Below are 16,337 nucleotides of genomic sequence, written 5' to 3'. Positions count from 1 at the left end.
CTCCCCTCCCGGCCGGACGTGCGTGGTGCACAGTCGTACGGCGCGACAGGAGGGAACTTACTCAAGTTCCACAGTGCGAAAGGGCGTTCTGGCATTTTCCGCTGGAACATGCGCGGTAGCACGTGACAGCTTGGCCGGAACACGTCGGAATTTGATCACGAAGCGAGCGGAAGATCGTCCGCGAGCCGGAACGCCCCGCCCTCGCGCTGGACATAGCCCTCGTGGCTGAGGGTGCGGAGCAGGTGGTAGACGGTCGGCAGCGGGATGCCGGTGATCCGGGCGAGCCGCTTGGCCGTGGCCCCGCCCTCCGCGTACATCGCCTCCACGAGGCGCAGCGCCCGCTGCACGGAGCCGATCAGAGTGGGATTGCTGTCCTTCTGGCTGTGGTCCTGACTGTGGTCGCTGCCCATGAGTAGTCCCCCTGCTCAAGTACGAAGCCTGGCATAGCCATCAAAGTCGCTCACTGGCCGCAAAACCAAGCTGACTCGCGTAAACCTGAGCATAAGATCACCGCATGCCGCCCCGGTTACTGGGTACAGGTCACGAACGCCGGGAGCGGGGTCTCCTCGATGAGGTGGCGCGGCAGGGACAGGCCGAAGCGGTTTTCGACCACGCCCAGGGTGAGGCGGTCGCGGTCCCCGTCCTGTTCGCCGTCGGGCCGGGTGTGGGAACCGTCGGGGGTGAGGATCCTCGCCGCGACCAGCTCCGGGAGGAGGAAGTCCGGCTGGTGGCCGCCGCGCCAGCACTCCTCGCCGAGGCCGAAGCAGCAGACCAGCTCGCCGTCCCGGGCGTACGCGAACTGCTTGGGCGGATGGTCCGGCTGCGGGTCGAGGTGGACGGCCTCGACGCCCGACCGGGAGACCTCAGCCAGCCGCTCCGCCCCGGCCGGCATGCCGTGCTCGACGGCGAAGGACCAGCCGCCCCAGCTGCCGACCCGGGCCACGCCGTCCCCGTCGACCGTCTCGGTGACCATGCTCCACGCGTCCACCGCGCCCAGCGGCCCGGGGTGGATACCGGGTACCGCGCCGAGCCGCGCGGCGAGTTCGTCGGGGCCGATGCCCCGGGCGAAGGTAAGGCTGACGTACCAGCCGTCCCAGTCCGCCAGCCATTGGATGCCGCCCCCGGCGATGTCCGCCATCTCCACGGTCCCCTCCCGCGCGTCGTGCCGGTACTCCCCCCTCCGGCACGATAGTCAGTCGGCGGGGCTCTCCGGGAGGAGGCGCTCGACCATCGCTCCAATGAGCCCCTCCACCGGGTAGGGCTCCAGCAGGGCGGGCGCCGTCAGGTCGTCCACGATCAGGCCCAGCATCGCCAGGTAGAGCAGCACCACGCCCTGCCGGTCCCCGGGCAGCCCGTTCTCCAGGTGCCAGGTGACGTTCGCCTCCAGCTCGGCGCCCTGGAACCCGGCCAGCTCCGCCTGGAGTTCGGGCCTGCGAGTGGCTTCCAGCCGCAGCTCCAGCATGGCGATGTGCACACTCCGCTCGCGCCGCATCCGCTGCACGAGCTGGCCGAGCAGCACCTTGGTGTCCAGCGGGCCGGTCAGGTCGTCCGGGTCGGGGATCAGCCGTTCGCGGGTGCGGTGCAGGATCTGCACGAGCAGCTGGGCGCGGTTGGCGAAGTAGTTGGAGGCGGTGCCGGTCGGCACTCCCGCCTCGGCGTCCACCGCGCGCAGGGTCAGCCCGCGCGAGCCCTCGCGTGCCAGCACTTCGATGGCGGCGTCGAGCAGCGCGGCGCGGCGCTCGGGGTTCTGGCGCATGGGTGGTCCCTGAGGATCTGGGTGGCACGGCATCGTGAGCACTGCATATGCAGTGCTTCGCACACGCTAGCGGAAGCGAATCGTCCCGGCCCTCCCCACCGCGCCCTCCCCCGTGCCACCCTGCCCGTCATGGAGCGGATCATCGAGGAGATACGCGAGGACCTGTCCCGCCGGATCGCCGTGACGGCGGACCGGCTCACCGACCGGACGCTGGCCGAGGATCCCGCCTACGCCGCCCTGCTGGGCCGGGCCGAGCTGCACGAGCGGATCCACCACGCGCTGCGGCAGGCCGTCGAGGCCCTGGTCCGCAGCGAGCGCGGACTGCCGGTGGAGCTCGCCGAGGCCCGCGCCACCGGCTCGCTCCGCGCCGAGCAGGGGTTGCCGCTCGCCTCCCTGCTGCGGGTCTACCGGCTGGGCGGGCGGCTGCTCTGGCAGACCCTGACCGAGGCCGTCGCCGCGCACGACCGGGCGGCGCTGCCCCGGCTGCTGCCGGGCGCGGCCGCGCTGTGGGACGTACTGGACCAGGTCACGGACGCCGCGGCCGAGGCGTACCGCCGGGTGGCGCAGGTGCGCGGGGACGCGGAGCGGGAGCGCCGTGCGGCCCTGCTCGACGCGCTGCTCGCAGGCGGCGGCGCGGGGGCGGTGGACGCGGCGCAGGCGTCGGACGCGGCGGTCCGGCTCGGGCTGCCGGAGCGCGGCCGCTTCGCGGTCGTGGTCCTCGCCCCGGACGACCGGGGCGAGGCCCGCGGGGACCCCGGTGGGCTGCCCGCGCCCTCGGCCCCGCGCGTGCTGTGGCGGATCCGCGCCGACGGGGAGGCCGGCCTCGTGGAGCTGGGCCACCACCCGCTGGAATCCGTACGCGCGCTCCTCGCGCCCCTCGGCGTACGCGCCGGGGTGAGCCCCGTCGTGCGGACGCCGGGCGAGCTGGCCGGGGCGCACCGGCTGGCGGCGCTCGCCCTGCGCAGCGCCCCCGCGCCCGAGGGGCCGCGTACCGCCCTGCTGGACGAGCGGCTGCCGGCCGCGCTGGTCGCCGCCGAGGCCGAACTCGCGGACCGGCTGCGCCAGGTGGTGCTGGGCCCGGTGCTGGCGCTGCCGGCCGACGACTGCCTGGTGCTGCTGACCACCCTGGGCACCTGGCTGACCTGCCACGGCTCGACGACTTACGCCGCCCAGCGGCTGTACTGCCACCGCAACACCGTCTCCAACCGGCTGCGCCGCCTGGAGCAGCTCACCGGCCGCACCCTCTCCGATCCCGCGCACGTGGTGGAGCTGGCGCTGGCCCACACCGCCGTAGTCCAGCAGCGGGCTACCGCTCCGCGGCCGTCCCCGCGGGCTCCGCGGCCTCCCCTGGCTTCGCCGACTCCAGCAGGTACGGCACGTCGATCACCGCGACTCCCGGGGTGAACAGCAGCCTCGCCTTCAGCCGCAGCGCGTTCTGGTTGTGCAGGGGCTGCTCCCACCAGTGGCCCACCACGTACTCCGGGATGACCACCGACAGCATGTCCGTGCCCTCCTCGGCCGCCTGCTCCTCGACGTAGGCGAGCACCGGCCCGACCACCTCGCGGTACGGGGAGTGCAGCACCTTCAGTGCGACCCCCGGGTCGTGCTCCGCCCAGGCCCCGCGCAGCCGCTCGGCGTCCTCCTCGTCGGCGGCGACCGACAGGGCGGTCAGCGTGTCGGGCCGCAGCCCCTGCGCGTAGCCGAGGGCCTTGAGCGTCGGCGCGTGGACGGAGGCGACGAGTACGACGACGTGGTGGCGGGAGGGTTTGCGGGGTTTGACCCCGGGTGCGACGGCCACTTGCTCGGCGACGGTGTCGTAGTGCCGGCGGACGCCCTTCATGCCGAGGAACAGCAGCGGCATCGCGATGACGACCAGCCAGGCGCCGTGCGTGAACTTGGTGATCAGGACGATGACCAGGACCACGGAGGTCATGACCGCGCCGACGGCGTTGATGGCGCGCCTGCGGTGGATGTGGATCCGCTCGGCGGCCGGGGTGGCGGGCGAGGCGAGTTCTTGCTTCCAGTGCCGGACCATGCCGGCCTGGGAGAGGGTGAAGGAGACGAAGACGCCGATGATGTAGAGCTGGATGAGGCGGGTCAGCTCGGCGTCGAAGGCGACGATCAGGGCGATGGCGGCGAGTGCCAGCAGGACGACGCCGTTGGAGTAGACGAGCCGGTCGCCGCGGTTGAAGAGCTGGCGGGGCGCGTACCGGTCCTTGGCGAGGATCGAGGCGAGCATCGGGAAGCCGTTGAAGGCGGTGTTCGCGGCGAGGACCAGCACGCTCGCGGTGACGGCCTGGAGCAGGTAGAAGAGGAAGTGCCAGCTGCCGAAGGTGGCGCGGCCGATCTGCGCGAGGGCGGTGGAGGTCGGCGTACCGGGGGCCAGGCCCAGTTCGGTGGGGCTCGCGGCCACGTGGACCTCGTACACCATGGCGAGGATGGTGATCCCGCTGAACATGGTGACCGCCAGGGCGCCCATCACGGCCAGCGTGGTCGCCGCGTTCTTGCTCTTGGGCTTCTGGAAGGCGGGGACCCCGTTGCTGATGGCCTCGACGCCTGTCAGCGCCGTACAGCCGGAGGCGAAGGCGCGCAGGGCGAGGAGCACCAGCGCGAGTCCGGTGTAGGTGCCGGCCTCGGTGATGGGCAGGTCCGCGGACTCGGCGCGGATGGTGGCGCCGGTGGCGATCCGGACGGCGGCGATCGCGAACATCAGGTAGATGACGAGGACGAAGCCGTAGGTGGGGATGGCGAAGACCCGTCCCGACTCCCGTACGCCGCGCAGGTTCACCAGGGTGAGCAGCACCACGAAGCCCACCGACAGGGCGACTTCGTGGTCGGTGAGCGAGGGGATGGCGGAGGTGATGGCGGCGACGCCGGAGACCACGGAGACGGCGACGGTCATGACGTAGTCGACGAGCAGGGCGCTCGCGGCGGTCAGGGCCGCGGTCTCGCCGAGGTTCTTGGAGCTGACGATGTACGCGCCGCCGCCGCCGGGATAGGCGTGGCAGGTCTGCCGGTACGAGGCGACGACCACCACCAGCAGGAAGACGATGGCGGCGGCCGCGTACCAGGCGAGGTGGAGGAGGGCGACGCCGCCGAGGGCCAGGATCAGCAGGATCTCCTCGGTGGCGTAGGCCACGGAGGAGAGCGGGTCGCTGCAGAAGATCGGGAGCGCGAGCCGTTTGGGCAACAGGGTCTCGCCCAGCCGGGCGGTGTCGAGCGGTTCACCGACCAGCACCCGTTTCAGATTGATACGCCTCATTCAGGCATGATCGTCCATATTAGTCCCGATTCCGAGTTCCTCGGCCCGGTGGGCCAGCCACAAGTCGTAGCGGGCGCTCGGCGACTGCAGGAGCGAGCGCTCCAGCAGGACCTCGATCCGGCTCAGCCGCTTGCGGGTGCCGGGCACCGAGATGCCGAGGGCGGCCGCCGCCGGGATCAGGTGCGCGTCGTGCTCCAGCCAGACCCGTACGGTCTCGCGCGCACCCGGCGGCGCGTCCGGCCCGGCCAGCGGCGCCAGATGGGCGCGGGCCCACGCCGCGAGCGCAGGATCGCGCAGTACGTCGTCCAGCGCGCCCGCGGCCGACGCGCCGCCGAAGGACGGCCCGCAGGACGGCGGCCCGGCGGCAGACGGTCCGGTAGCGGGCGGCCCGCCCGGGGTCAGGCGCAGCGCGAGGGAGAGTGCGGCTTGGTCGGCGAGGCGGCCGAGGTCGAGGCCGAGGACGGCTTCGACCAGGCGGAGCCGGGTCGCCAGGGTGTTGCGGTGGATCTTCAACAGCCGGGTGGCGTGCGAGGTGAAGCCGAGCCAGGCCTGGGCGGTGGCCCGCAACTCCTGCGGGCCGGGGTCCTGGGGGCGCCGGGGCTCGTACGCGTGCAGCGGCGCGAGCAGCGCCCCGGCCCAGCCGGCCCCGGCCCGGTGCGCGGCCAGCTCCAGTTCGGGGCCCGGTCCGAAGCGGGCATGGCGGCGGTCGCGGCCGCGCGCGACGGCCAGCGCGTGGAAGGCCTGGGCGTAGGCCTCCGGGGCCTCGCGCAGGCAGCTCTCCGCGCTGACCCCGACCACGCAGTCGCGGGCCACGCCCACCAGCGCCGCGGCCAGCGGGTCGTGATCGGCCGAGGTCGCGGCGAGGTCCGTCGGCACCAGCACGATGAGGTGGCGGACGTAGACCGGGCACCGCACGATCCAGGCGCGCCCGCCCGTCAGCTCCTCGATCAGCCGGGTGACCGCGGCCCGCTGCCCGGTCCGGCACTCCACCACGTACATCCGCATCGGGTCCGGCAGCGACGGCCCGAGCGTCTCGGCGATCTGCCGGGCGGTGGAGAGCCGGCCGTTCATCATCAGGTGCAGCACGGCCTCGCGGGCCTTCGACTCGGCGAGCCCCGCCCGTTCCTCGCGCCGCCCGGCCTCTTCCGCGCCCAGCACCAGGGCCAGCGGTACGGCCGCGTCGGCGAGCAGCGCGGGCACCCCCGCGTGGTGCGGCAGTTCCAGTACGGCGGCCAGTGCGCGCCTCTCGTCCAGCGCGAACAGCAGCGCGGCCGAACCGTCGTCCTGCAGTACGGCCGACCGTACGCCGCGGGCCGACAGTTCGGCGGCCGCGCGCACCGCGAGCTCCGGACCGCGCGGGTTCCCGGTGTCCACCACGCCAGCCCAGCCGCCGGTCCGGGCGGCGAGCCACTCCAGCAGCGCGGCCGAACCGCCGGTGTGGGCGAGGCGGTGCAGCCTGAGGATGTCGTCGGAACGGGACCAGGGCGCGGGCGGCGGTACGGGGCGGTGCGGGATGGGACGCTCCCTTCGGCACGGGCGGCGCCGCATTCAACCACCCGACGCACACTGTGCGCTGTGATACCCGTCTCGCCGGCTCACTGGGCGGGGCGAATCCTGCGGACGGCCGGTCGGCGCACTAGTTTCGACCTCAGCGGCGGGGCCCCGGCGCCGGCCGCTTCGACGGCGCACGGGGGAAGCACCGGGGCCCGGCCGCCTTGCCGCGACCGCCTTGCCGGACCGCCGTGCGCTCACATCTTGGCGGCGGCGCTGCGGATGGCCTCGCGGATGCGGAAGTAGGTGCCGCAGCGGCAGATGTTGGCGATGGCGTCGATGTCCGCGTCGGTGGGCTCGCTGGTCCTCTGGAGCAGGGCGACGGCGGCCATGATCTGGCCGGGCTGGCAGAAGCCGCACTGGGCGACGTCCTGTTCGAGCCAGGCCTCCTGCACGGGGTGCAGGTCGTCACCGTTCGCCAGCCCCTCGATGGTGGTGACCGACTTCCCGGCGCAGGCGGAGACGGGCACCACGCACGGGCGGATGTCCGTACCGTCGAGGTGGCTGGTGCAGGCCTTGCAGACGTCCACCCCGCAGCCGTACTTGGGGCCGGTGACACCCAGCATGTCGCGGAGCACCCACAGCAGGGGCAGGTTGTCGGGCGCGTCCACGGTGACGCTCTGCCCGTTGACGGTGAAGGTGTGCGAGGGCACGGCGTACTCCAGCGGTTAGCGCGGGTAGGGGGTGAAGTCGACGTCGAAGTCGAGGGGGAAGCTGCGCGGCTTGGAGCCGGTGGCCCGGGCCCAGGCGTTGGCGATGGCGCCCACGGCGGCGGGGACCCCGAGCTCGCCCGCACCGCCCGGCTCGGTGCCGGTCGCCGGGAGCACGAAGACCCGGACGTCGAGCGGGGTGTCCCGCTGCTGGGCCCAGTGGAACTGGCTGTAACTGCCCTCCAGGGGCAGTCCCTTGTCGAGGTGCAGCCCGGCCCGCAGGGTGGTGGAGATGGCGTCGGTGAGGCCGCCGATCATCTGGGCCTCCAGACCGCGCGGGTTGACGGGCAGGCCGACGTCCACGGCGATGACGGCCTTGGTGACGCGGACGTGCTCCGGGTCGCGGGTGTCGATCTCGACCAGGCAGGCGGTGCGGGACTTGTACTCCTCGTGGAAGGCGATGCCCTGCGCGCAGCCGGCCGGCAGGCTCCGCCCCCACTGCCCCTCCGTCGCCGCCTTGTCGAGCACGGCGCGCTGGGCGGCGGTCTTCAGGAAGGCCCGCCGGAAGGCGTACGGGTCCTTGCCGGTCCGCGCGGCGAGCTCGTCGACCACGATCTCCTCGGCGCCCCGGGTGTTGGCTGAGTACACCGAGCGCCAGGAGCCGGTGGGGATGCCGGTCGGCACCTCCGAGAGCAGCTGGGTGGTGAGTCCGAAGTTGTACGGGGACTTGATGGTGGTGAGGAACAGGGTCTGGGCGAGGGTGGCGTTCCCGATGCCGAGCGGCAGGCTCGCGGCGGTGGCGGTGATGATCTCGCCGAGGCCGTGCCGGAAATCGGTTTCGGCGGCGGCGACCCGGTGCTCGAAGCTCAGTACCTCGCCGAGTGCGTAGGTGGCGCGGATCTTGTGGTGGGTGGCGGGGCGCATCCGGCCGTGCCGGGTGTCGTCCACGCGGGTCCACATCAGGCGGACCGGGCGGCGGCAGGCCTTGGAGACCCGGGCGGCCTCCAGGGCGGCGTCGAAGAACAGCCGCCGCCCGAAGGAGCCGCCGGCCTGCACCACGTGCACGGTGACCTTGTCGAGCGGCAGCCCGAGTTCGGCGGCGATGGTCTCCCGGGCCACGATCGGAGACTTCAGCCCGGACCAGATCTCGGCGCGGTCGTCCCGGACGTCGGCCACCGCCGAGTTGGTCTCCATCGGGGCGTGGCTGACGAAGGCGAAGTCGAACTCGGCGTCCACGTACGGGGTGAGCAGCGGCGGCACCAGCAGCGGCGGGGTCGCGGCGCGCAGCTTCGTACGGATCTCCGCGTCGGAGAGCCGGTCGGCGGGGCCGGGGCCCCAGGTGACCTGGAGAGCGGCCTTGGCGTCGAGGGCCTGGCCGAAGGTCTCGGCGACGACGGCGACCCCGGTCGGGATGGTGACCACGTGCAGGACGCCCGGCATGGCGCGGACGGCGGCGAGGTTGTCGACCGAGCGGACGGTGCCGCCGAGGGAGGGCGGGCGGCGCACCACGCAGGGCTTGGCGCCGGGGACGTCGAGGTCGAGGGTGTAGCGCTGGGCGCCGGTGACCATGGCGCGGGCGTCGATCCGGCTGGTCGGCTTACCGACGAGGGCGTGCTTCGCCGGCGCCTTTGGGGTGGCGCCGAGTACGACCAGCGCCGGGTCTGCGGCGGCCGCGGCGAGGGAGCCGTAGTCCGCGATGCGGCCGTCGGGGGCGCGGACGGATCCCCCGGCGGTGGTGAGGGCGCCCGCCGAGAGGCCCCAGCGGTGGGCGGCGGCCGCGACCAGGCGGGCCCGGGCCGTGGCGGCGTTCTGCCGGACCGGTCCGTAGAGGGAGCGTATGGAGTTGGAGGAGCCGGTGAGCTGGTTGAACAGCAACTCGGGCCGGGCGTCGTCCAGTTCCACCCGTACGCGGTCGAGGGGCGCGTCCATCTCCTCGGCGACGAGCATCGCGACCGCCGTGGTGAGGCCCTGTCCGACCTCCTCGCGGGGCAGCCGGAAGCGGATGGTGCCGTCGGCCTCGACGGCGAGCGCCAGCAGGGCGGAGGTGGGCGCGCCCGCCAGGATGAACAGGTCTCCCAGGTCCACCAGGTCGGCGATGGCCGGCAGGGTCGGGATGGCGGCGCGGGCGGACTGCGGAGCGAGGGCGTCGGCCCCGGCGCGGGTCACGAGGGCGAGGGTCGGCGCCGCGACGAGGTAGGTGAGGAAGGAACGGCGGCTCTGCCCGGTCATGTCTGCGTGTCCCCACCCTGCCCGGGCCCGCTGGCGCGGACCTCCCCCGAATCGTTACCGACACGTAGGGTAGCGATCCGCACGGGGAGTGGGAAGGCGGGAGCGGAGTCCTTCGTTCGGGGGGTCGGGGCGCCGCCGTGTTGATCCGGGTCTCGCACGAACGGAGGGGGACACACGTCTCGTACACCTCGGTCGTACGATCGACCGGTCCCGGACGGAGGGCCGCTTTCCGGCCGGGGGTGCGGCCCGGGCGCAAGGGGGGTGGCGCACGGGGTGGCGAGAACTCCCCCGGTAGTCCGTCGATGCGCCACAACCCGGACGCCGCAAGGGCCCTGCGGGCGTGTCGGCAGGCCTGGCCGGAAATATTCGTACGCCCGAGGAGGCCCGGAAGGCCTTAGGCATATGCCTCAAGCAAGAACGTTGCGGATGTTGCCAAACGCCTTACAGGCCGTCGCTGCCTGTGCAACAGTCGTTACCGGTCCTTCCTTCAGACTTGGCCGTGCCGCGCCTGTATCGGAGTTCTCATGCCGTCCCACCTGTTCGCGGACCGTCCCGCGCAGCCGCCCGAGCCGGGGTCGGTGGACGCGCTGATCTCTCAGACCCGGCGGCTGCGGGGAGACGTGGACGCGGTCCGCCGCGACACCGTCGTGGACGACGACGACGCCCAGGGCCGCTGGCAGCGCGCGCTGTGCGATCTCGCCGTCCACCACCTCGACGACCTGGGCGAGCACCTCGGCCAGCTCAAGGAGGGCCTGCCGCCCGCACCCGAGGTAGTCGAACTCCCGCAGGCCGCGCCCGAGTCCGGCGCCGAGTCCCAGCAGACCCGGGTCGGCAGCGCCGAGTGGAACCTGCTGACCGACGAGGTCAGCTGGTCCGAGGAGCTCTTCCAGATCTTCGGGCGCTCGCCGGAGGCCGGTGCGCTGCCCCTCGACGAACTGGGGTCGACCCTGTTCTCCGAGGACCAGCCGCTCCTGACCGCGATGGTCACCGCATGCCTGGTGGACGGCAAGCCGATAGACGGCGAGTTCCGCATCGTCCGGGCCGACGGCCGGGTCCGGACGCTGCACATGAGGGGCGAGCCGGTACTCGACTCCGACGGCTGCACGGCCTCCATGTGGGCCGTACTGCGTGATGTGAGTGAGCTGCGCCGGAGCCAGCGGGCGGTGCGTGAGTCCCGTGACTCGCTCCAGCGCCGCCGGGAGATCGCGCAGACCGAGCGCCGGCTCGCGGTCGAGCTGCAGGAAGCCGTGCTCCCCCCGTGGCGCGGCTCCCTGCGGTTCCCGCACGACAACAGCGGCTCGCTGGACGTGGCCGCGCACTACCTGCCCTCCGCGACCAGCGCGCTGATCGGCGGGGACTGGTACGACGCACTGCAACTCCCCGACGGGCGCTCACTCCTGACGGTCGGTGACCTGACGGGCCACGGGGTGACCGCCACCTCCGGGATGGCGATGATGCTCGGCGCACTGCGCGGGATGGCCATGGCCGGGATCGAACCGGGTCCGCTGATGGGCTGGCTCAACCAGTTGCTGGAGACCTCCGTACAGCCGGCTCTGGGCTCGGCGGTTTGCTGTCGCTACGATCCGGTGCACCGGGTCCTGTCCTGGGCGCAGGCCGGCCATCCGGCCCCGCTCCTCTTCCGCCGCGGTGCGGGCAGGTCGCTGCTGCCGCCCGAGGGCGTGCTGCTGGGGGCGACCTCCGGGGCCGCGTACGGGCAGGCCGAGGAGCGGCTGGAGGTCGGCGACGTACTCGTGCTGCACACCGACGGACTGACGCCGCGCAGCATCGAGTTCAGCCGGGCGGACGGGACCGATCGGCTCCTGGCGCTCGCACCGCGGTTCGCCACGGCCCGGTCGGCCCAGGAGTGCGTCCGCCTGGTGATCGGGGAGTTCGGCGAGGGCGAGCGCGAGGACGACGCCTGCGTACTGGTGGCGCGGATCGGCTCCTAGCCGCCGTACGGTGCTTCGTCCTTCGGGGCCGCGCCGGAAGGCGCGGCCTTGTCGTCTCCGTGCGGGTGCGCATGGCCGGTTCGGGGGTCGGACCCGTCGCGTTCCTAGACGGGGCGCGGCGCCGCCGGGCTGGTCGGCAGGGCCACTTTGATCTCCTCGCGCAGCTCTTGGATGCTCGCGTAGCCCGCGTACTGGCCGGTGAGCCGGTACATCTCGCGCAGCCGGTCCCATGTGCGGTGCGAGGAGGTCTCGTTCATCGACACCAGCGCGAGACGGGCGTAGCGGTCGGCCTGTTCCGGGTCGTCGGCGATGAAGCAGGCCGAGGCCATGGAGATGTAGTCGAAGATCTGCGAGCGCTGGTGCCCCTGGGCGCGCAGCCGCAGGGCCTCCTTGGCGTGCCGCTGGGCGATCGGTGCGGCCGACGGGTCGTGGTCGGCGAGGGTGCGGAAGGCCAGCGCCTGCATTCCGTGCAGGTCGGCCTCGTCGAAGTTCTGCATCCAGGAGGGCGGCGGCACGTCCCCCTTGTCGGAGACGAACAGGTCCTCGGCCTCGCCCAGCGTGCGGCGCATGGCCTGACCCTTGCCCAGCGCGGCCTGCGCCCACGCCTCGATGGTGTGCAGCATGGCCCGGGTGCGGGGCAGGGTCTGCTCGCCGGAGCCGGACTGCGCCAGCTTCATCAGGTCCAGGGCCTCGTGCGGCTTGCCCAGGTGGACCATCTGGCGGGCGGCCCGGGACAGTGCCTCCCCGGCGCGCGGCCGGTCGCCGCCCTCTCGGGCCGCGTGCGCGGCGATGACGAAGTACTTCTGCGCGGTCGGCTCCAGGCCGACGTCGTGCGACATCCAACCGGCCAGGACCGCCAGGTTGGCCGCCACCCCCCACAGCCGCCGCTGGAGGTGGTCGGGATGGTGGTACGCGAGCATGCCGCCCACCTCGTTGAGCTGCCCGACCACGGCCTTGCGCTGGAGTCCGCCCCCTCTGGAGGCGTCCCAGGCGCGGAAGACCTCCACCGAGTGCTCAAGCGCCTCGATCTCCTGGGAGCCGATGGGCGCCGCCTCGTAGCGGTCGTAGCCCGCGGGCTCGGCCTGGAAGGAGTCGCCGAAGCGTGGGGGTTCCACGGCGGAGGTGGGGGTGGGGTCGGTGTGGAGCCAGTCGTACATGGCGTTGGTGAGGGCTGAGCCTGCGGTGAGCACGGCACCCGCGCCCATCAGACCGCGACGGTTGAGCATGAGGTCCATTCCCGTGAATTCGGTGAGGACCGCGGCTGTGCGTTCGGGCGCCCAGGGCATTCCGTCGGGGTTCTCCTTCGCCCCGTCCGGCTGCCGTTTCGAGGTGCGCCGCTGCCGTACGAACCCGAGGTCCTCAATGGTCACGACACGACCGAGCCGCTCGGTGAACAGTGCTGCCAATACCGTGGGCACCGGTTCGCGCGGGGTCTCCCCCATGTCGATCCAGCGCCGCACCCGCGAGGTGTCGGTGGCCAGCTGGTGGTGGCCCATGGCGGCCGCCTGCCGGTTGACCATCCTCGCCAGTTCGCCCTTCGACCAGCCGGCCAGGCCGAACAAGTCGTTCAGACGGGTGTTTGGTCCTTTGCTCACGTCAAGCCCCCAGGTTCTCGGCTGAGTTGACAGTAGCCCCCCGTCAGATGCCGAGCGACTATTCGCCAGGGTTCGCCAGGGTCCGCTCGATGGTCCGCCACCCACGGCGGGGTGTCAGGTAGGAATGCGCCTCCCCGACCCGGTCACCGTGCGGAACTCCCCAGGGTGAAGCACGGGATCCGGCGGGGCGGCGTACGCAACTCGTCGGCGCACGAAGGGATCCGTAACGCCATGTACGCAGCAACGACCTCCGTGTCCGCCCCGGTCCGGCCGCACCGCACGCTCCAGGCGGGCGGCGGCCCCTACCTCGAACCCGGCCGTCCCGCGGCAGCGGCGCCGGGCGCCGTACGGGCGCGGCGGATGCAGGGTGCCGGATCGCAGACGCCCAGCGGAAGAATCGACCTGTCGGGGCCGCAGGGCGCGCAGTTGCGCACCGCGCTCGCCTCGGTGCAGCGGATCTGCCCGGAGTTCGCGCCCGTGCAGGTGCTGCGGCGCAGCGGCCGCTCGGTCCTGCTGGTGGGGACGACCGGCCGGATGACCGCCGTGGCGAAGGTTTTACTGGACCACTCGCCCGAGTGGCGCGAGCGGTACCGGCACGAAATAGCGACGTACCGGGCGTTCGTCCGTCACCGCCCGCCGGTCCGGGTGCCGCGGCTCATCGCCGCCGATCCCGAGAACTGCACGCTGGTGGTCGAGCGGATGGCGGGCCGAGTCGCGGCACTGCAGAGGCACCCGGTGGAGGCCCCGCCGCGGGCCGATCTGCGGGCGGCACTGGGCGCGGTGCGCCAGGTGAACGCCTGGCGGCCGGCGGAGGAGTTGTTCGGGCATCCGCTGAACTACGGGCGCCGGATCGCCCGCGACTACGAGCTGGGACTGCTGACCGACCGGGATCTCGGCGACCTGCAGAAGCTGCTGCACGGCGTGAAGCTCTCCGGTACCCCGTGGCAGTTCAACCACGGTGACGCGCTGCTGTCGAACCTGCTGCTGTCCCCGGCGGGTCCGGTGCTGCTCGACTGGGAGCACGCCGGCTGGTACCTGCCGGGCTACGACCTCGCCACCCTGTGGACGGTCCTGGGCGACGCCCCGACCGCCCGTGCGCAGATCAGCCGCCTGGCCCAGGCGGCCGGTCCGGCCGCGCGGGACGCCTTCCTGGTCAACCTGATGCTGGTGCTGACCCGGGAGATCCGGATGTCCGAGACGGCGGTGCAGCGCTCGATGCTGGCGACCGCCCCGACCCAGCCGCTGCCGGCGGGCGCGCTGTCCTCCGGTGAGGAGCAGCGGCTGCTGCTGCGCCGCCTGCACGACGACGCGGGCATGGCCCGCAGGGCCGTCCGCGCGGCGGTGGGCACGCGCTGATCCCGCCCTTGGCGGGCGCCCGCTGAGTCCCCCCACGGAAGTCCCGCGGCCATCCGGCCGCGGGACTTCGGCGTATGCCTTGACTTCACATGATCCCCCGAAGACCTTTTCTGACTCGGCATCAGAACGCTGGAGCCGCCTGACCCGTCCCCGTCCTCCCCACATCGCTGGAGCCTGCCCATGACCGCGAGACCCGTCTCCGCCGCGAGTTCCGAACCGCGTTCCGCCCTCCCCTCCCGCCGGACGGTCCTCGCCGGGGCGGGGGCCGGGGCGCTGGCCGCCACCGTCCTGCCGTCCGCCGCGGCGCGGGCCGCCGGTGCGGCCGCGGCCCTCGGCGAGTACGACGTCGTCGTGGTGGGCTCCGGGGCGGCCGGGATGACCGCCGCGCTCACCGCCGCCAAGCGGGGCCTCAGTGTGCTGGTGGTCGAGAAGGCCCCCACCTTCGGCGGATCGGCCGCCCGCTCGGGCGCCGGGATCTGGCTGCCGAACAACTCCGTGATCCTGGCCGCGGGGGTGCCCGACACCCCCGCGAAGGCGGCGACGTACCTCTCGGCCGTCGTGGGTCCCGGCGTACCGGCGGACCGGCAGGCGGCCTTCCTCGCCAACGGGCCGCGGATGCTGGACTTCGTGATGGCCAACAGCCCGCTGCGCTTCCGGTTCATGGACGGCTACAGCGACTACTACCCGAACCTGCCGGGCGGGCTGCCCGGCGGCCGGTCCATCGAGCCCGACCAGATCGACGGCCACATCCTCGGCGGCGAACTCGCCCACCTGAACCCGGCGTACATGCCGGTGCCCGCCGGAATGGTGGTGTTCAGCCAGGACTACAAGTGGCTCAACCTCGCGGCCGTCAACGCCAAGGGGCTCGCGGTGTCCACCGAGTGCCTGGCGCGCGGCACGAAGGCCGCACTGTGCGGGCAGAAGCCGCTGACGATGGGCCAGGCCCTGGCGACCGGGCTGCGCGCCGGGTTGATGCAGGCCGGGGTTCCGGTGTGGCTGAACAGCCCGCTCGTGGACCTCGTCCAGGAGGGCGGCGCGGTCACGGGCGTCGTGGTGGAGAAGGAGGGCGTACGGGGCGTCGTGCGGGCCCGCAAGGGTGTCGTCGTCGGCTCGGGCGGCTTCGAGCACAACGCGGAGATGCGGGCCCAGTACCAGCAGCAGCCGATCGGCACCCAGTGGTCGGTGGGCGCCAAGGAGAACACGGGCGACGGCATCCGGGCGGGGCAACGGGCCGGGGCCGCACTGGCGTTGATGGAAGACGCATGGTGGGGCCCGTCGATCCCGCTGCCCGGCGAGCCGTACTTCTGCCTGGCCGAGCGGACCCTGCCGGGCGGCCTGATCGTCAACGGGGCGGGCGCGCGGTTCGTCAACGAGGCCGCCCCGTACAGCGACGTGGTGCACGTGATGTACGAGAAGGACCGGGGCGCGACCGGCTCGCACATCCCGGCGTGGCTGATCGTGGATCAGAACTACCGCAACAAGTACCTGTTCAAGGACATCCTGCCGACGATCGTCTTCCCGGACTCGTGGTACGAGGCGGGTGCGGCGAAGAAGGCCTGGACGTGGGACGCGCTGGCGGGCCAGATCGGGGTACCGGCGGGCGCCCTGCGCGCGACGCTGGGCCGGTTCAACGCGCAGGCGTGGAACGGCACCGACCCCGACTTCCACCGGGGCGACACGGCGTACGACCACTACTACACGGACCCGGGGGTGACGCCGAACTCGTGCTTGGCACCGATCTGGGCGCCGCCGTTCTACGCGTTCAAGATCGTGCCGGGTGACCTGGGCACCAAGGGCGGCATCGTGACGGACGCGCGGGCGCGGGCGCTACGGGCCGACGGCTCGGTGATCCGCGGCCTGTGGGCGGCGGGCAACGCGAGCGCGGCGGTGATGGGCCACAGCTACGCGGGGGCCGGATCCACGATCGGCCCCGCGATGACGTTCGGCTACGTGGCGGCGAACGACATCGCGGACGCGTGACGTCTGGGG

The 16,337-nt window shown here is 72.9% G+C and carries 12 protein-coding genes; 4 read left to right on the top strand and 8 right to left on the bottom strand.

All coding sequences use genetic code 11. The features are described 5' to 3' along the window. Nucleotides 1–155: 155 nt before the first annotated feature. The 3 genes from ACZ7GJ_RS35855 to ACZ7GJ_RS35845 all read right to left on the bottom strand — a co-directional run bounded on the left by ACZ7GJ_RS35855 (nucleotide 156) and on the right by ACZ7GJ_RS35845 (nucleotide 1,756). Complete coding sequence (locus ACZ7GJ_RS35855; protein WP_470757890.1) at nucleotides 156–410, bottom strand: helix-turn-helix domain-containing protein; 255 nt, start codon at nucleotides 408–410, stop codon at nucleotides 156–158. Between the two features lie 116 nt (nucleotides 411–526). Next, nucleotides 527–1,138 carry a DUF6461 domain-containing protein gene (locus ACZ7GJ_RS35850; RefSeq protein WP_470757931.1) on the bottom strand — a complete coding sequence of 204 codons (612 nt, stop codon included), beginning with the start codon at nucleotides 1,136–1,138 and terminating at the stop codon, nucleotides 527–529. A gap of 54 nt (nucleotides 1,139–1,192) precedes the next feature. Then, entirely contained in the window at nucleotides 1,193–1,756 is a 564-nt protein-coding gene (locus tag ACZ7GJ_RS35845; RefSeq protein WP_470757888.1) for a TetR/AcrR family transcriptional regulator, read from the bottom strand. A 129-nt stretch (nucleotides 1,757–1,885) separates the two neighbouring features. Between ACZ7GJ_RS35845 and ACZ7GJ_RS35840 the strand changes: the two genes are divergently transcribed. Continuing rightward, nucleotides 1,886–3,160 carry a helix-turn-helix domain-containing protein gene (locus tag ACZ7GJ_RS35840; RefSeq protein WP_470757886.1) on the top strand — a complete coding sequence of 425 codons (1,275 nt, stop codon included), beginning with the start codon at nucleotides 1,886–1,888 and terminating at the stop codon, nucleotides 3,158–3,160. On the opposite strand, the gene ACZ7GJ_RS35835 is transcribed toward ACZ7GJ_RS35840, so the two are convergent. From ACZ7GJ_RS35835 to ACZ7GJ_RS35820, 4 genes are all read right to left on the bottom strand, one after another. After that, the gene (locus tag ACZ7GJ_RS35835) at nucleotides 3,063–5,018 is read right to left on the bottom strand and encodes an APC family permease (RefSeq protein ID WP_470757884.1); all 1,956 of its coding nucleotides are present in this window, start codon (nucleotides 5,016–5,018) and stop codon (nucleotides 3,063–3,065) included. The genes ACZ7GJ_RS35840 and ACZ7GJ_RS35835 overlap by 98 nt on opposite strands. Then, the gene (locus ACZ7GJ_RS35830) at nucleotides 5,019–6,566 is read right to left on the bottom strand and encodes a helix-turn-helix domain-containing protein (RefSeq protein WP_470757882.1); all 1,548 of its coding nucleotides are present in this window, start codon (nucleotides 6,564–6,566) and stop codon (nucleotides 5,019–5,021) included. Nucleotides 6,567–6,766: 200 nt separating this feature from the next. After that, on the bottom strand, nucleotides 6,767–7,222 hold the full coding sequence (locus ACZ7GJ_RS35825) for a (2Fe-2S)-binding protein (RefSeq protein WP_365916128.1): 456 nt from the start codon (nucleotides 7,220–7,222) through the stop codon (nucleotides 6,767–6,769). A gap of 15 nt (nucleotides 7,223–7,237) precedes the next feature. After that, nucleotides 7,238–9,448: a xanthine dehydrogenase family protein molybdopterin-binding subunit gene (locus tag ACZ7GJ_RS35820; protein WP_470757880.1), complete on the bottom strand. Its 2,211-nt coding sequence runs from the start codon at nucleotides 9,446–9,448 to the stop codon at nucleotides 7,238–7,240. A 524-nt stretch (nucleotides 9,449–9,972) separates the two neighbouring features. Here ACZ7GJ_RS35820 and ACZ7GJ_RS35815 point away from each other — a divergent pair. After that, complete coding sequence (locus ACZ7GJ_RS35815; protein ID WP_470757878.1) at nucleotides 9,973–11,397, top strand: PP2C family protein-serine/threonine phosphatase; 1,425 nt, start codon at nucleotides 9,973–9,975, stop codon at nucleotides 11,395–11,397. A gap of 104 nt (nucleotides 11,398–11,501) precedes the next feature. Here ACZ7GJ_RS35815 and ACZ7GJ_RS35810 read toward each other — a convergent pair whose 3' ends face one another. Further along, nucleotides 11,502–12,992 (bottom strand): DNA-binding protein NsdB, encoded by a 1,491-nt coding sequence (locus ACZ7GJ_RS35810; protein WP_470757876.1) that lies wholly within the window; start codon nucleotides 12,990–12,992, stop codon nucleotides 11,502–11,504. A gap of 231 nt (nucleotides 12,993–13,223) precedes the next feature. On the opposite strand from ACZ7GJ_RS35810, the gene ACZ7GJ_RS35805 reads away from it, so the two are divergent. After that, nucleotides 13,224–14,348 (top strand): aminoglycoside phosphotransferase family protein, encoded by a 1,125-nt coding sequence (locus ACZ7GJ_RS35805; RefSeq protein ID WP_470757874.1) that lies wholly within the window; start codon nucleotides 13,224–13,226, stop codon nucleotides 14,346–14,348. Nucleotides 14,349–14,528: 180 nt separating this feature from the next. Further along, nucleotides 14,529–16,328 carry a 3-oxosteroid 1-dehydrogenase gene (gene kstD / locus ACZ7GJ_RS35800; RefSeq protein ID WP_470757872.1) on the top strand — a complete coding sequence of 600 codons (1,800 nt, stop codon included), beginning with the start codon at nucleotides 14,529–14,531 and terminating at the stop codon, nucleotides 16,326–16,328. The last annotated feature ends 9 nt before the right edge of the window (nucleotides 16,329–16,337 follow it).

It is taken from the genome of Streptomyces sp. NPDC037242 (assembly GCF_055604165.1).
This window is presented reverse-complemented; position numbering and strand designations above follow the sequence as displayed.

Bases quoted from the DNA above. Each gene is read 5' to 3' on its own strand.
- ACZ7GJ_RS35840 (WP_470757886.1), top strand. From the start codon at position 1,886: ATGGAGCGGATCATCGAGGAGATACGCGAGGACCTGTCCCGCCGGATC.
- ACZ7GJ_RS35855 (WP_470757890.1), bottom strand. From the start codon at position 410: ATGGGCAGCGACCACAGTCAGGACCACAGCCAGAAGGACAGCAATCCC.
- ACZ7GJ_RS35830 (WP_470757882.1), bottom strand. From the start codon at position 6,566: ATGCGGCGCCGCCCGTGCCGAAGGGAGCGTCCCATCCCGCACCGCCCC.
- ACZ7GJ_RS35845 (WP_470757888.1), bottom strand. From the start codon at position 1,756: ATGCGCCAGAACCCCGAGCGCCGCGCCGCGCTGCTCGACGCCGCCATC.
- kstD (WP_470757872.1), top strand. From the start codon at position 14,529: ATGACCGCGAGACCCGTCTCCGCCGCGAGTTCCGAACCGCGTTCCGCC.
- ACZ7GJ_RS35820 (WP_470757880.1), bottom strand. From the start codon at position 9,448: ATGACCGGGCAGAGCCGCCGTTCCTTCCTCACCTACCTCGTCGCGGCG.
- ACZ7GJ_RS35835 (WP_470757884.1), bottom strand. From the start codon at position 5,018: ATGAGGCGTATCAATCTGAAACGGGTGCTGGTCGGTGAACCGCTCGAC.
- ACZ7GJ_RS35850 (WP_470757931.1), bottom strand. From the start codon at position 1,138: ATGGCGGACATCGCCGGGGGCGGCATCCAATGGCTGGCGGACTGGGAC.
- ACZ7GJ_RS35815 (WP_470757878.1), top strand. From the start codon at position 9,973: ATGCCGTCCCACCTGTTCGCGGACCGTCCCGCGCAGCCGCCCGAGCCG.
- ACZ7GJ_RS35805 (WP_470757874.1), top strand. From the start codon at position 13,224: ATGTACGCAGCAACGACCTCCGTGTCCGCCCCGGTCCGGCCGCACCGC.